Below are 11,953 nucleotides of genomic sequence, written 5' to 3' on the forward strand. Positions count from 1 at the left end.
GGCAGGCCCGCGCGCCCCGGCACGCGGCGACGACGGCCCCGCTATCGCCCCAGGGGGAGGACGATCGTGCCCTCCTCCTCGACGTCGAGCGTGCGCTCGCCGGAACGTGCCCCCGCCGGGCCGGTGGCGCGCCAGGCGAGCGCGTACGCTCCCCGCGGGAGCCGCAGGGCATGGCGGACCTGCCGCTCGGGGCCGCTCACGCGGAACTCGGCGTGGCGCACGAGCGCGTCGCCGCGCCGGAGGTCGACCTCGAGGGCGGTCGTCCCGGGGGCGTCCCCCAGGTCGTAGACGAAGACCACGTCGCGCGGTGACGACGAGAAGAGGAACACCCCGACGGCCAGCGCGCCGAGGAGCGCGACGAGCCGCGCCGCGCGCTTCACCGCTTGGCCTTGCGCCGCGCCCGCTTGCCCCTCGTCGCGGCGGTCTTCACCTCCGCGCGCGGCGCGCCTTCCGCGTCGGGCCGGACGCGGATCTCCATCTTCACCTCGATGGTGCGGTCGGCGAGCGCGTTCAGGAACTCCCGGCGCAGCGCCTCGGACTGCAGGAAGCCGCGGATCTCGTCGCTCACGGCGCGGAGGATCTCGTCCTTCGCGGCGTGGGCCTGGTTCCCGACGAAGGCGATCACGTCCTTCGGCAGCTTCCAGTCGCGCGCGAGCCGCCGCGCCCCCTCCTCCGTCATGAAGACGGCGCCGACGCCCGCGAGGATGGCCTTCTTCACCGCCTCCGGGATGAGCCCGCGCGAGCCGGCGGCGTCGCCGCCCGCCTCGAGCTCGAGGTCGTCGGGCGCGAAACCCTCGTCTTCACCCTGCGGCGGCGGTCGCTCCATGGGGGCCTCTTCAGGCGCGCTGCTGCGCGCCGATGACCGGCAGGCGCGGCGCCTTCAGGATCTGCGTGCTCACCGCGCCCGCGACGTTCTTCGCGACGGCGAGGAACGCCTCCGCCTGCGGGCTGTCGGGCTGGCCGACGACGATCGGCACGCCCTTGTCGCCGCCCTCGCGGATGGCGAGGTCGATCGGCACGTCGCCGAGGAAGCGGATGCCCATCTTCTCCGCCGCCGTCCGCGCGCCGCCCTTGTCGAAGATGGCGGTCTCGGTGCGGCAGTGCGGGCAGACGAAGGCGGACATGTTCTCGACGAGCCCGAGCACGGGGATCGAGACCTTGTCGAACATGAGCTTCGCGCGGATGACGTCCGCGAGAGCGAGGTCCTGCGGCGTCGAGACGAGCACGACGCCCGCCGCGCGGATGTTCTGCGCCAGCGTGAGCGGGATGTCGCCGGTGCCCGGCGGGAGGTCCAGCACGAGGTAGTCGAGCTCGCCCCAGTTCACGTCGCGCAGGAGCTGGATGAGCGCGCCGGTCACCATCGGTCCGCGCCAGATGAGCGCCTGGTCGGGGTCGATGAGGAACCCGATCGACATCACCTTCATGCCGTGCGCCGTGAGCGGCTCGAGCCGCTGGCCGTCCTTCGAGGTGGGGCGCTCGGTGACGCCGGTGAGGATCGGGATCGACGGACCGTAGATGTCCGCGTCGAGGATGCCGACCTTGGCGCCGGTGCGGGCGAGGCCGGCGGCGACGTTCACCGCCACCGTGCTCTTGCCGACGCCCCCCTTCCCCGCCCCGACCAGGATGATGTTCTTCACGCCCGGCGTGAGCTGCGCCTGGGAGACCCCCGGCGCGGAGCGGACCTGGGCGCCCCAGGACAGCTCCACGCGGCGGAAGCCCGCGCCCTCGAGCGCCGCCTTCACGTCGCGCCCGATGGTGTCCTTGAGCGGGCAGGCCGGCGTGGTGAGCTCCACCTTGAGCCGCACGGCGTCGCCCTCCACCGCGACGTCCTTCACCATCCCGAGCGACACGAGGTCGCGGTGAAGCTCGGGGTCCATCACCTTGCGGAGGGCGTCGAGGGCGGTCTTGGGGTCGAGCGGCATGGGAGCGCCTTTATAGCCGCCACCCGAGGGCTTCTCAACGCCGCGTGGCGCCGCTCCGTCACTCCAGCGCGTCGACCTTCCAGCCCCCGTCCTCCAGGACCACCACCGCGGCGTGATCCCCCCCGAGCGGGAGCCGGGCCACCCTGCCTTCCCGGACGAGTGGCGACCCCGCGTCGAGCGCCGAGAGGGCGCGCGCCGCCGCCTCGCGCCCGGCCGGCCCCGCGCCGGCGAGGTCCTGGGCGAGGCGGCGCGGCGTGTACGCCTGGCGCCAGCGGGCGGAGAGGAGCGCGTGCGCCGCCTCGAACCGACCGCCGGCGAGCGCCGTGGCGAACGCGCGGAGCGCGGCGTCCGGCGCGTCGGCCCGGGTGGCACGGGCCGCCCGGCCGCCGGCACAGCCGAGCGCCGCGGCGACGACCAGGGTGCCGAGGATGACGAGGAGCCGGCGCACGAGCGCCTCGCTTACACCATCGCGCGGCGGCCCGCCATGGGATGCTAGGCTGCGCCCGGTGCGCGGGCCGTGGCCAGCGCGGGGAGGCGAGCGCGTGCGGGTGCTGCGGTGGGACGAAGGACGCGTGCGGGCCGGCGGGCGCGAGCTCGTCGAGCCGGGCGCGCGGCTGTGGATCGACGCCGGGCCGGACCCCGAGACGCTCGCCTTCCTGGGCGAGACGTTCGGGTTCCACCCGCTCGCCCTGGAGGACTGCGCGCACGAGGATCAGCGGCCCAAGTACGAGCCCTTCCCCGGTAGCCTCTTCTGCGTCGTCCACCGGGTCATCCCCTCGGCCGACGAGAGCGAGGTCCTCTCCCACGAGCTGCACGCGTTCCTCACCGCGGACGCGCTCGTGACGGTCCACGCGGTCCCCATCGCCGAGGTGGACAAGGTGTTCGCCCGCTGCGCCGGCGAGCCGGCGCTGCTCGAGCGCGGGCCGGACTTCGCCCTCTACCTCGTGCACGACGCCGTCACGGACGTGCACTTCGCGCTCGTGGACGCGCTCACCGAGGAGGTCGAGGCGCTCGCGGACCTGACGTCCGAGCCCGACGGCGGCGCGATGGACGAGGACGTGCTGCCGCGGATCGTCGCCGCGCGCCGGGCGCACGGGCACCTCCGCCGCCGCCTCGCGCCCCAGCGCGAGGTGTTCGCCGCGCTCGCCCGCCCCGGCCAGCCGTTCGTGCGGGACGCGACGGCGGTCTACTTCCGCGACGTGGTCGATCACGCCGTGCGGCTCGCGGAGGAGGTGGACACCGGCCGCGATCTCCTCGCCTCCACGATGGAGGCCTACCTGTCGCGCACCAACAACCGGCTCTCGGCGCTCACCGCCCGCCTGACGCTCGTCGCGACCATCTTCCTCCCGCTCAACTTCGTCGCCGGCTTCTTCGGGATGAACCTCCAGATCATCCCGCCGCGGGTCGCGGCGCCGCTCGTGCTCGTGCTCGTCGCCGCGACCCCGCTCGCGCTGTGGGCGATCTTTCGCCGGAAGCGGTGGCTGTGACGCGGCCGGATCGCCACGGGGCGGCTCAGCTCGGCGCTGCGCTCGCGGTCCTCTCGGCGGCCGCGCTCTTCGGCACGACGGGGACCGCGCAGGCGCTGGGGCCCGGCGGCACGACGCCGCTCGGGGTCGGGGCGGTGCGGCTCGCCATCGGCGCGGTCGTGCTCGCCGCCGTCGCCCTCGCGGGAGGATCGGCGCGGCGCCCGCGGTGGCGGTCGCACGCCGCGGCCCTCGCGATCGGCGGGGTCGCGGTGGCCGCGTACCAGCTTGCCTGGTTCGCGGGCCTTCGCCGCACGGGCGTGACGCTGGGGACGATCGTGGGCATCGGGAGCGGCCCGGTGTTCGCGGGGCTCTTCCACCTGACGCGAAGGGCCGGCGCGCTCTCGCGCGCGTGGGTGCTCGGGACCGGGCTCACCGTCGCCGGGGCCGCGCTGCTCGCCGCCCACGGCGCGGCGGACGGCGCGCCTCCGGACGCGGTGGGGCTCTGCCTCATGCTGGGCGCCGGCCTCAGCTACGCCGTCTACGCGCAGGCCGCGAAGCACGCGATGGACGCCGGCCTCCACCCCGCGCAGGCGATGGCCGGGGTCTTCGGGGTGGGGGCGCTGCTCATGGCGCCGCTCCTCTCGCGCGAGCCGATGGCCTGGCTCGCCAGCCCGCGGGGGAGCGCGATGGCGCTGCACCTCGGCGTGCTCACCGTGGGCCTGGCGTACTGGCTCTACGGCAAGGGATTGCGCCGGCTGGCCGTGCCCACCGTGGTGACGCTCACGCTCGCGGAGCCCCTCACCGCCGCGGTCCTGGGCGTGGGCGTGCTCGGCGAGCGGCTCGGGCCCATGGGCTGGGTCGGGGCGGCGGCGATCGCGCTCGGCCTCGCCGTCGCGGGCCGCGGCGACCGCGCGCGAGTGACCGAGGCGCTGCCCGCGTGAGGCGCGCCGGGGCTCGCGCTACCCCGAGGTGAGGGGCACGACCTCGGCCGCGCCGCCGGCGGGCTGCACCCGCACCTCGCCCTCCCCCTCCTGACCCTCGACGATGGCGATCTCGACGTCGAGGAAGCGCCGGATGATCGCGGCGTTCGTGGTGAGGTGCTTCGTCACTCCGTCCACGGTGTAGCGCGTGACCGGGACGATGCCTGGCGGCGACGGCACGAGCCCGGCGGCGAGGAGCGCCGCGGGGAGCAGGAGCTGATCCCCGAGGTGGCGGTCCACTGCGGCCCCGCCCGTGAGGTACGCGCGGAAGCCGCCCACCGCCTCCTCCGCGATCTGCTCCGGGGAGCGCTCGCGCGCGCTCACCGCCCCGTGGCCGGCCCGGGCGCGCTGGAAGGTGGAGACGACGAGCACGTGGCCCCCGCGCGACGCGCGCGAAGGCATGGGCACCCGCTCCGCCTGCGCGGCGATGCCCGCCTCGCGCAGGAGCCGCAGCGCGCGCGCCGCCTGCCGCTCGGCGACGTCGAACCCGAGGCCGCAGACCATCGAGACGACCTCGACGTCCTGCAGGGTCCCCCGGTGACGCAGGTCGAGCGGGGGCATCGGGTGGGCCGGCTCCACCCGCGCGGTGAACTCGCCGCCGCCCTCCGGGTAGAACCCCGCGGCCTGGAGCGCGAGCTCGAACCGGAACCCGAGCCGCGCGACGGCCGGCGCCCACACGAGCGCGAGGTAGTGGAAGCTCGGCGCGTGGTCCTGGTGCGTGCCGCCGCGGAGCGTGAGCGTCGAGCTCTTGCCCGCGAGCGCGAGCGGCCAGCACACGGTCTGGAAGAGGAGCGGAGTCGAGCCGGCGGTGCCGATGTCGAACGCCCAGTCGCCCGCCTGCACCGGCCGCCGCGGGTGGAACTCGAGCCGCTCCGAGCCGACCTCGTCGCCGGCGAGCCGCGCGTCGCACAGGCGCGCGACCGCCCGGGCGGCCTCGCGGTGCTGCGGGCGGAGGCCCGGCTTCTCGCGGTTCGCGCGGATCCGATCGATCGCGAACGGCTTCCCGGTGATCGCGGAGACCGAGAGCGCGGTGCGGAGGATCTGGCCGCCGCCCTCGCCGGTGCTGCCGTCCAGGACGATCGGGAGATCGGGGGGCACGGCAGCAATGTAGCCCTTGCGTGGCGCGCCGAGCGAGTTCGCGCGGGGCCTCGCCTCGACCCGGCGGGGGACTCCCGTGGTAAGTACGTGCCGTGGTCGCCGCCGTCGCCGTGTTCTCCGTGACGTACGTGGCGGTCGCCGCGGGTCGCCTGCCGTTCCTGTCGCTCGATCGGCCGGCCGCGGCGCTGCTCGGTGCCGTGCTGATGGTCGCCTCCGGCGTCCTGACGCCCGGCGAGGCGGGCGGCGCGGTGAACGGGGACACCCTCGGCCTGCTGCTCGGGATGATGCTCCTCTCGGCGTATCTCGCGGAGGCGCGCTTCTTCCGCTGGACGAGCTTCCGGATCCTCGGCGCGGTCCGCACGCCGAGGTCGCTCCTGTGGGCGGTCGTCTTCGCCGCGGGGACCCTCTCGGTGCTGCTCGTGAACGACACGGTGTGCGTGATGGTCACGCCCATCGTGCTCTCGGTCGTCGAGGACGCCGAGCTCCCGCCCCTGCCGTACCTGCTCGCGCTCGCCTTCGGCTCGAACGCGGGCTCGGTCGCGACCCTGACCGGCAACCCGCAGAACATGATCGTCGGGACGCTGTCGGGGATCTCCTACGCCCGCTTCGCGGCCGCGCTCGCGCTCCCGGCGCTCGCGTCGCTCGTCGTCGTCGCGCTCGTCCTCGAGCGCGTCTTCCGCGAGGACCTGCCGCGCCGCGTGCTCGCGCCGACCCGGGTCGCGGCCCCCGAGCTCGACAGGCCGCTCCTCGCCCGCGCCCTCCTCGCCACCGCCCTCGCGGTGGCGGGCTTCCTGGCGGGCTTCCCCCTCGCCTGGACCGCGCTCTTCGCCGCCGCGCTCTGCATGGCCGTCGCCGGGCGCGCGCCGCGCGAGGCGCTCCAGCGCGTCGACTGGCCGCTGCTCGTGTTCTTCGCGGGGCTCTTCGTCGTGGTGGCCGGGATCGGGAAGGCGGGCATCGCGTCGCGGATGTTCGACCTCATCGTCCCCGCGCTCGGCCATGACGCCGTCCGGCAGTCGGCCGTGTTCTCGCTCTTCACGGTCGGGGCGTCGCAGGTCGTCTCGAACGTCCCGTTCGTGCTGCTCGCGGGCGAGTGGATCCCGCGGCTCGCCGAGCCGCGCCTGGCGTGGCTCGCGACCGCGCTCGCCGCCACGCTCGCCGGCAACCTGACGGTGCTCGGATCGGTCGCGAACCTGATCGTCCTGGAGCTGGCGGGCTCCCGGGCGGGCATCGGCTTCTGGCGCTTCTTCCGGATCGGCGCGCTGGTCACGGCCGCGACGCTCACCGTGTCCTTCGCGATCCTGCTCGGAGAGCGAGCGCTCGGGCTCGTCTGAACGCAAGCGTCCGGATCGACTGAGGTTTACCGGGAGGACGCCCGGAGGCGCGCCCACCACCCGCCCGGGCGGGCCTGCGCGAAATAGAAACCCGCGCGATCCGTAGGGTTCTTCATGATTGCGGCCGCGGCGCTCGCCGATCTAGGTTTCGCCCTCTCGTGGCAGGTGGAGGAGCGCTCGTTGGCGCCACCGGTGGTGACCGGCGAGGCCGCCCTGACGCGCTCGGCCGCGAAGGGCGACCGCAAGGCCTTCGGCCAGCTCGTCGACGCGCACAAGCGCGCCGTGTACGGGCTCTGCTTCCGCCTGCTGCGCGAGCCCGAGGAGGCGCGCGACGCCGCCCAGGAGGCCTTCGCGCGCGCCTACGCGGCGCTCTCCACCTATGACGCCGCCCAGCCGTTCGTCCCGTGGGTGCTCCGCATCGCGCGCAACCACTGCCTCGACGTCCTGCGCCGGCGCCTGCCGGACACCCAGCGCGTCGAGCTCGACGCCGAGCCGGACGAGGGCGCGCCGCGCGAGCTCGCCGATCCGGCCGCCGTCCGTGCCGACGACGCGCTCGAGCGGCGCCAACTCGCGGGCGCGCTCGAGGCGGCGGTCGCGGCGCTGCCCCAGAACTACCGCGAGGTCGTGCACCTCTTCCACGTCGAGCACCTCTCCTACAAGGAGATCGCGGCCACGCTCGACGTCCCCCTCGGCACCGTGATGACCTGGCTCCACCGCGCGCGCGCCCGCCTCAAGGAAGCGCTCGCGGAGCCGGGCGCGGAGAACCTGCGATGAGCCTCTTCGACGGACACCTCACGGACGCCCAGGCCCAGCGGATGGTCGACGGCGCGCTGCTCGAGCCCGAGACGGCCTCGGTCGAGCGGCACGTGGCGGAGTGCCCCGAGTGCCAGGCGGCGGTCGAGTCGTACCGGATGCTCGCGATCGCGCTCGAGGACCTCGAGGTCCCCCCGCTCCCCGCCGACTTCACGGTGGGCGTCCTCGCCCGCATCGACGCGGCCGAGCGCGCCGCCGCCCGCGAGCGGCGCTGGGCGCTCGGCATCCTCGCCGGCGTCGCCCTCGCGACGATCGTCGCGTTCGTCGCGGCCGGCGCCCGGGCCTGGGCGCCCTCCGTCTCCGGCGTCGCCGAGCGGCTCGGTGACGTCGCGCTCGCCGTCCGCGTCGGCGCCGGGTTCCTCCCGGCGCTCGTCGGCGTCTTCCGCCTGCAGATCATCCTCGTCGCGGCCGTCGTCGCGATCCCCCTCCTCGTCGCCCTCGCGCGCCTGATGCCCGCGCCCGAGGCGCGGGCCGAGGTCGCCTGATGGAGACCCCCATGCTCGCGCTCCTGCTCGCCGCCCTGGTCTTCCAGCCCTCCCCGGAGACGCCCTCCGCGCCTCCCCCGCCGGCCGCCGCCCGCCCCGGCGCCGAGCTCCCGGCGCCGCCGGTGCCGGCCCGTCCCGGCGCGGCGCCGAGGCCCCCGGCCCGTCCGTCGGCACGCCCCACTCCGCCCCTCCCCGCGCTCCCGCCGCCGACCGGCGCCGCCGATCCGCTCGTCGGCGAGTGGCCCGCCGAGCCGTCCGGCAAGCACGTCACGATCTCGGACACGGTCTCCCTCGACGACGCGCTCGAGAAGATCGCCGACGCGGCGGGCTGGAACCTCGTCCTCAACACGGGTCGGACCGGCAACATCCAGCTCGTCCTGAAGCTCCGCGACGTGCCGGTCGAGGACGCGCTGCGCGCCGCCCTGAGCGGCACGCTCCTCGAGGCGTCGCGCCGGCGCAACACGGTCGTGGTCGCGCCGTCGAGCGGCCCCGTCGCGCGGCAGCCCACGCTCGTGGGGTTCGAGAAGCCGAGCGGGAAGCGCTTCACGGGCGAGTTCGAGGAGACCGACGTCGACGACGCGCTCCGGCACGTCGCCGCCGCGGGTGGGCTCTCCATCGTCATCCCGCCGGGCGTCCGCGGCGAGGTGTCCGGGGTGTTCAACGCGACGCCGGTGGAGGAGGCGCTGCGGGCGGTGCTCGATCAGGCCGGGCTCGCGGCGGAGCTGCAGGGCGGCGTCGTGGTGGTGCGTGCGCAGCCCCTCGGCGGGTTCGCCGGCATCGGCGCGGAGGCGCGCCGCACGGCCGAGCGCGCCATCCGCGACGCCAGGCGCGAGTGGGACGACGGGCGCGAGACCGGGCAGGACGCCCGCGACCGCGTCGAGAACGGCGACGTCACGATCCACCCGGGCGAGGAGGTCCGCGACGTCGTCGCCATCCGCGGGAACGTGCGCCTCGAGCCGGGCTCGACCGCGCGCAACGTCGTCGCGGTGCTCGGCGGCGTGAAGCTCGAGGCCGGCGCCACCGCGAGGGAGGTGACGGCCGTGCTGGGGAGCGTCGAGCTCGGCCCGGGCGCGGTGGTGGAGCGGAACGCGACCGCCGTCGGCGGGTCCGTGAAGCCCGATCCGCACGCGACCATCGGGGGCGACCAGACGAGCGTCTCGGTCCCCGGGCTCCCGGGGATCGGCGGGATGTTCGGATCGAGCCTCCTCTTCGGTGGCCGCGAGTCGGTGCTCTGGTCCGTCGGCCAGGTGCTCGCGAAGTTCGCCCTCTTCTTCGCGCTCGGGCTCCTCGTGGTCGCGCTCTTCCCGCGCCGCGTCGACGCCGTCGCCGAGGCGATGCTCGCGAGCCCGTGGAAGTCGATCCTCACGGGCCTGCTCGGCCTCGTCGCGACGCCGGTCCTCGCGCTCCTGCTCGTGGTGACCATCATCGGCATCCCGCTCGTCGCGGTGCTCGCCCTGCTCGTCCTCGCGGCCGGGGTGCTCGGGTTCACGTCCCTCGCCATCCACGTCGGCCGCTCGATCCCGCTCCCGCAGCAGCGCAGCGCGTGGGTCCTGCAGCTCGCGATCGGCACCGCGATCGTCGTGCTGGTGACGGCCGTGCCGTTCCTCGGCGGGCTCGTCTGGATCGCCGCCGCCCTCGTCACCTTCGGCGCCGCGCTCCGGACGCGGTTCGGGCAGCAGAGGCCGGTGCTGCCGACGACGATGGCGCCCGGGATCTGACGGGGCAGCGTGGAGCTGCGTCCCCGGCCCGCCGGCGGCGGACCGCCGGGCGCGCCGTTCGCGAGGCCAGGTCTACGGCCGGGGGCGCGGCGCGCCCGACGGGAGCTTCGCGAGCGCCTCGACCGCGGCGCGGCGGACCCGGCCGTAATAGTCGCTCCGCAGCGCCTCGAGCCGCCCGGAGGCGGGCTCGTAGGCGAGCTTCCCCAGCGCGCGCGCTGCGGCGGCGCGGACCTCGGGACGATCGTTCGTGAGCTGCGCGGCGATGACGGGCGCCGCGTCGCGGGCGCCGAGGGCGGCGAGCGCGTCGATCGCCTGCGCTCGCGCCGGAGCGTCGGGACGGGCGAGGTAGGCCGCGAGGGGCGCCGCCGCCCCGGGCGCGCCGCTCCTCGCGAGGGCCTCGGCGGCGCTCGCCGCGGCGGGACCGTCGAGGAGCGCCGCGAGCGCGGGCACCGCCTCCGCGCTGCCCGCCTCCCCGAGGGCGCGCGCGAGGGCGTCCGCCCACTCCGGCTCGCGGAACCTCCCGGCCGTCGCCGCCTTCGCGAGGGCGACGGCGCCGCGGGTCCCCTGCCGGCCGAGCGCATCCGCGGCGACGAGGCGCACCCGCGGCTCCGGGTCGCCGAGCGCCGCGACCACGCGCTCGACCGCGCCCGGTGACCCGAGCTGGGCGAGCCCCTCCACCGCCCCCGCCCGTACCGCGGCCAGCGGATCCGAGGCGCCCTGGCGCAGCAGCGCGTCCGCGCCGTCCGCGCGCAGGCGCCCCGCCGCCTCCAGCAGCGCGCCGAGCTCTTCCGCCTCCTCCGCCCCGAGCGTCCCCGCTGCGCCCGCGCGCTGCGCCGCGATCGCCGCCGCGCGGCGCATGAGCGCCGGGCCGGCCGAGGTCTGGCTGGCGCGCGCGAGGAACCGCGCGGCGGCCGCGCGGGCGGCGGCGTCGCCGCGTCCGGGGTCGAGCGAGGCCGCGACGCGCGCGGCGGTCTCCGGCGACGGCGCGCCGAGCGCGCCGAGGGCGGCGATCGCCGCGGCGCTCCCGGGGCGGCCCAGCCTGGAGACGAACGGGCGCGCCGGGCACTCGGCCTCGCGCGCGGCCGCGGCCTGCGCCGTCAGCGCGGCGATGGCGGGATCTCGCGTCCGCTGCGCGACGCCGCAGAGGGCCACGCCGACCTCCGGTGCGGCCGGGAGCGCGGCGAGCGCCTCCGCGGCCGCCGCCGCGATCCGCGCGGGGCCGTCCGCCGCGACGAGCGCGAGGGGCGGCGCCGCGGCGGGGTCTCCGAGCCGGGCCAGCGCCGCGGCCGCGGCCTCCGCGGTGGTCACGTCGCCCTCCGACAGGAGCGCCTCGAGGAACGGTCGCGCGCTCCAGTCCCCCGCCTCGGCGAGGCCGCGCGCTGCCGCGGCCGCGAGCGGCCGATCCGGGTTCCGGTTCGGATCGACGAGGGGGAGGAGCCGCTTCACCGCCTCCGCGCGGGCGCTCGCGCCGATCTCCTCGGCCGCGCCGGCGCGGGCCGGCCCCGCGTTCGCCGCGAGCGCCGCGACGTTCCGCTCCCACAGCGCGCGCGCCTCCGCCTCGACGGCCTCGCGCAGCGAGACCCCGAGCGCGTCGAGCGCCTCCGCGATCGCGGTCCGCGCGGCGGGGCCCGCCGCCCCGTAGGCGCGCACGAGGTCCTCGCGCCCGCCGCTCTCCGCGCCCAGGCCGACGAGGCCGCGCGCCGCCGCTGCGGCGACGTCCGGCGCGGGATCGAGCAGGAGCGCGCCGAGCGCCTCCGCCGCGCCGGGCCCTCCGCGCGCGGCGAACGCCTCGGCCGCCGCGCGGCGGACGAGCGCGCTCGGGTCGCGCTGGGCGACGAGGAGGACCGGCAGGTCTCCGCGGCCGAGCGCGCGCACCGCGGCGGCGCGGCGCTCCGGATCCGACGCCTCGAGATCCCTGCGCGCGCAGGCGAGGACGCCGAGCGCGGCGGCGAGGACGAGGGCGCGTCGCGAAAGCATGGGCGGGCATGCTCCGTCAGGAGGCCGCCCAGGCGCAAGGAGGTCGGCGTGCGCCTGCGGAGGCGGAGACCCCTGACCCCTGAGCTGGATCGCCACTGCGGCGCAGGCTGGCTCGCTGCGCCGGGCAGCCCTCTCCCTGCGCTGCTCGCCGAACCTCGAAGGC

Annotated in this window: 12 protein-coding genes; 6 read left to right on the forward strand and 6 right to left on the reverse strand. The window is 76.7% G+C overall.

What is annotated here, in order from left to right; all coding sequences use genetic code 11:
- Positions 1 to 41 precede the first annotated feature (41 nt).
- The 4 genes from MLV88_RS03480 to MLV88_RS03495 are packed head-to-tail and all read right to left on the reverse strand — an operon-like array spanning position 42 to position 2,370.
- A complete protein-coding gene (locus MLV88_RS03480) occupies positions 42 to 380 on the reverse strand; it encodes a hypothetical protein (RefSeq protein ID WP_242372202.1) in 339 nt (112 codons plus the stop codon).
- The gene (locus MLV88_RS03485) at positions 377 to 826 is read right to left on the reverse strand and encodes a hypothetical protein (RefSeq protein WP_242361625.1); all 450 of its coding nucleotides are present in this window, start codon (positions 824 to 826) and stop codon (positions 377 to 379) included. Before MLV88_RS03485 ends, MLV88_RS03480 begins: the two co-directional genes overlap by 4 nt.
- A gap of 10 nt (positions 827 to 836) precedes the next feature.
- The gene (gene apbC, locus MLV88_RS03490; RefSeq protein WP_242361628.1) at positions 837 to 1,922 is read right to left on the reverse strand and encodes an iron-sulfur cluster carrier protein ApbC; all 1,086 of its coding nucleotides are present in this window, start codon (positions 1,920 to 1,922) and stop codon (positions 837 to 839) included.
- Between the two features lie 58 nt (positions 1,923 to 1,980).
- Positions 1,981 to 2,370, reverse strand: coding sequence for a hypothetical protein (locus tag MLV88_RS03495; protein WP_242340612.1), 390 nt, complete (start codon positions 2,368 to 2,370; stop codon positions 1,981 to 1,983).
- A gap of 94 nt (positions 2,371 to 2,464) precedes the next feature.
- On the opposite strand from MLV88_RS03495, the gene MLV88_RS03500 reads away from it, so the two are divergent.
- On the forward strand, positions 2,465 to 3,409 hold the full coding sequence (locus tag MLV88_RS03500; RefSeq protein ID WP_242340613.1) for a magnesium transporter CorA family protein: 945 nt from the start codon (positions 2,465 to 2,467) through the stop codon (positions 3,407 to 3,409).
- Complete coding sequence (locus tag MLV88_RS24465; protein WP_242340614.1) at positions 3,400 to 4,329, forward strand: DMT family transporter; 930 nt, start codon at positions 3,400 to 3,402, stop codon at positions 4,327 to 4,329. The genes MLV88_RS03500 and MLV88_RS24465 overlap by 10 nt, the downstream gene beginning before the upstream one ends.
- 18 nt (positions 4,330 to 4,347) lie before the next feature.
- Here the strand turns inward: MLV88_RS24465 and rtcA are convergent, their stop codons facing one another.
- Positions 4,348 to 5,466, reverse strand: a complete 1,119-nt coding sequence (gene rtcA, locus MLV88_RS03510; protein WP_242340615.1) for an RNA 3'-terminal phosphate cyclase — start codon at positions 5,464 to 5,466, stop codon at positions 4,348 to 4,350.
- A 92-nt stretch (positions 5,467 to 5,558) separates the two neighbouring features.
- Here rtcA and MLV88_RS03515 point away from each other — a divergent pair, with 92 nt between their 5' ends.
- The 4 genes from MLV88_RS03515 (at position 5,559) to MLV88_RS03530 (ending at position 9,813) form a co-directional block, all read left to right on the forward strand.
- Positions 5,559 to 6,797, forward strand: coding sequence for an ArsB/NhaD family transporter (locus tag MLV88_RS03515; RefSeq protein WP_242340616.1), 1,239 nt, complete (start codon positions 5,559 to 5,561; stop codon positions 6,795 to 6,797).
- A gap of 114 nt (positions 6,798 to 6,911) precedes the next feature.
- Complete coding sequence (locus MLV88_RS03520) at positions 6,912 to 7,571, forward strand: RNA polymerase sigma factor (RefSeq protein ID WP_242340617.1); 660 nt, start codon at positions 6,912 to 6,914, stop codon at positions 7,569 to 7,571.
- The gene (locus MLV88_RS03525) at positions 7,568 to 8,095 is read left to right on the forward strand and encodes an anti-sigma factor family protein (RefSeq protein ID WP_242340618.1); all 528 of its coding nucleotides are present in this window, start codon (positions 7,568 to 7,570) and stop codon (positions 8,093 to 8,095) included. Before MLV88_RS03520 ends, MLV88_RS03525 begins: the two co-directional genes overlap by 4 nt.
- Entirely contained in the window at positions 8,095 to 9,813 is a 1,719-nt protein-coding gene (locus MLV88_RS03530; protein WP_243336880.1) for an STN domain-containing protein, read from the forward strand. The genes MLV88_RS03525 and MLV88_RS03530 overlap by 1 nt, the downstream gene beginning before the upstream one ends.
- A gap of 72 nt (positions 9,814 to 9,885) precedes the next feature.
- On the opposite strand, the gene MLV88_RS03535 is transcribed toward MLV88_RS03530, so the two are convergent.
- A complete protein-coding gene (locus MLV88_RS03535) occupies positions 9,886 to 11,790 on the reverse strand; it encodes a HEAT repeat domain-containing protein (protein WP_243336881.1) in 1,905 nt (634 codons plus the stop codon).
- Positions 11,791 to 11,953 lie beyond the last annotated feature (163 nt).

This window comes from Anaeromyxobacter soli, from assembly GCF_022808855.1.
Taxonomy (GTDB): Bacteria; Myxococcota; Myxococcia; order Myxococcales; family Anaeromyxobacteraceae; genus Anaeromyxobacter; species Anaeromyxobacter soli.

What these genes read in the sequence shown, in the direction of transcription:
- MLV88_RS03485 (WP_242361625.1), bottom strand. Translation starts at nt 826, where the DNA reads ATGGAGCGACCGCCGCCGCAGGGTGAAGACGAGGGTTTCGCGCCCGAC.
- MLV88_RS03535 (WP_243336881.1), bottom strand. Translation starts at nt 11,790, where the DNA reads ATGCTTTCGCGACGCGCCCTCGTCCTCGCCGCCGCGCTCGGCGTCCTC.
- MLV88_RS03530 (WP_243336880.1), top strand. Translation starts at nt 8,095, where the DNA reads ATGGAGACCCCCATGCTCGCGCTCCTGCTCGCCGCCCTGGTCTTCCAG.
- apbC (WP_242361628.1), bottom strand. Translation starts at nt 1,922, where the DNA reads ATGCCGCTCGACCCCAAGACCGCCCTCGACGCCCTCCGCAAGGTGATG.
- MLV88_RS03525 (WP_242340618.1), top strand. Translation starts at nt 7,568, where the DNA reads ATGAGCCTCTTCGACGGACACCTCACGGACGCCCAGGCCCAGCGGATG.
- MLV88_RS03520 (WP_242340617.1), top strand. Translation starts at nt 6,912, where the DNA reads ATGATTGCGGCCGCGGCGCTCGCCGATCTAGGTTTCGCCCTCTCGTGG.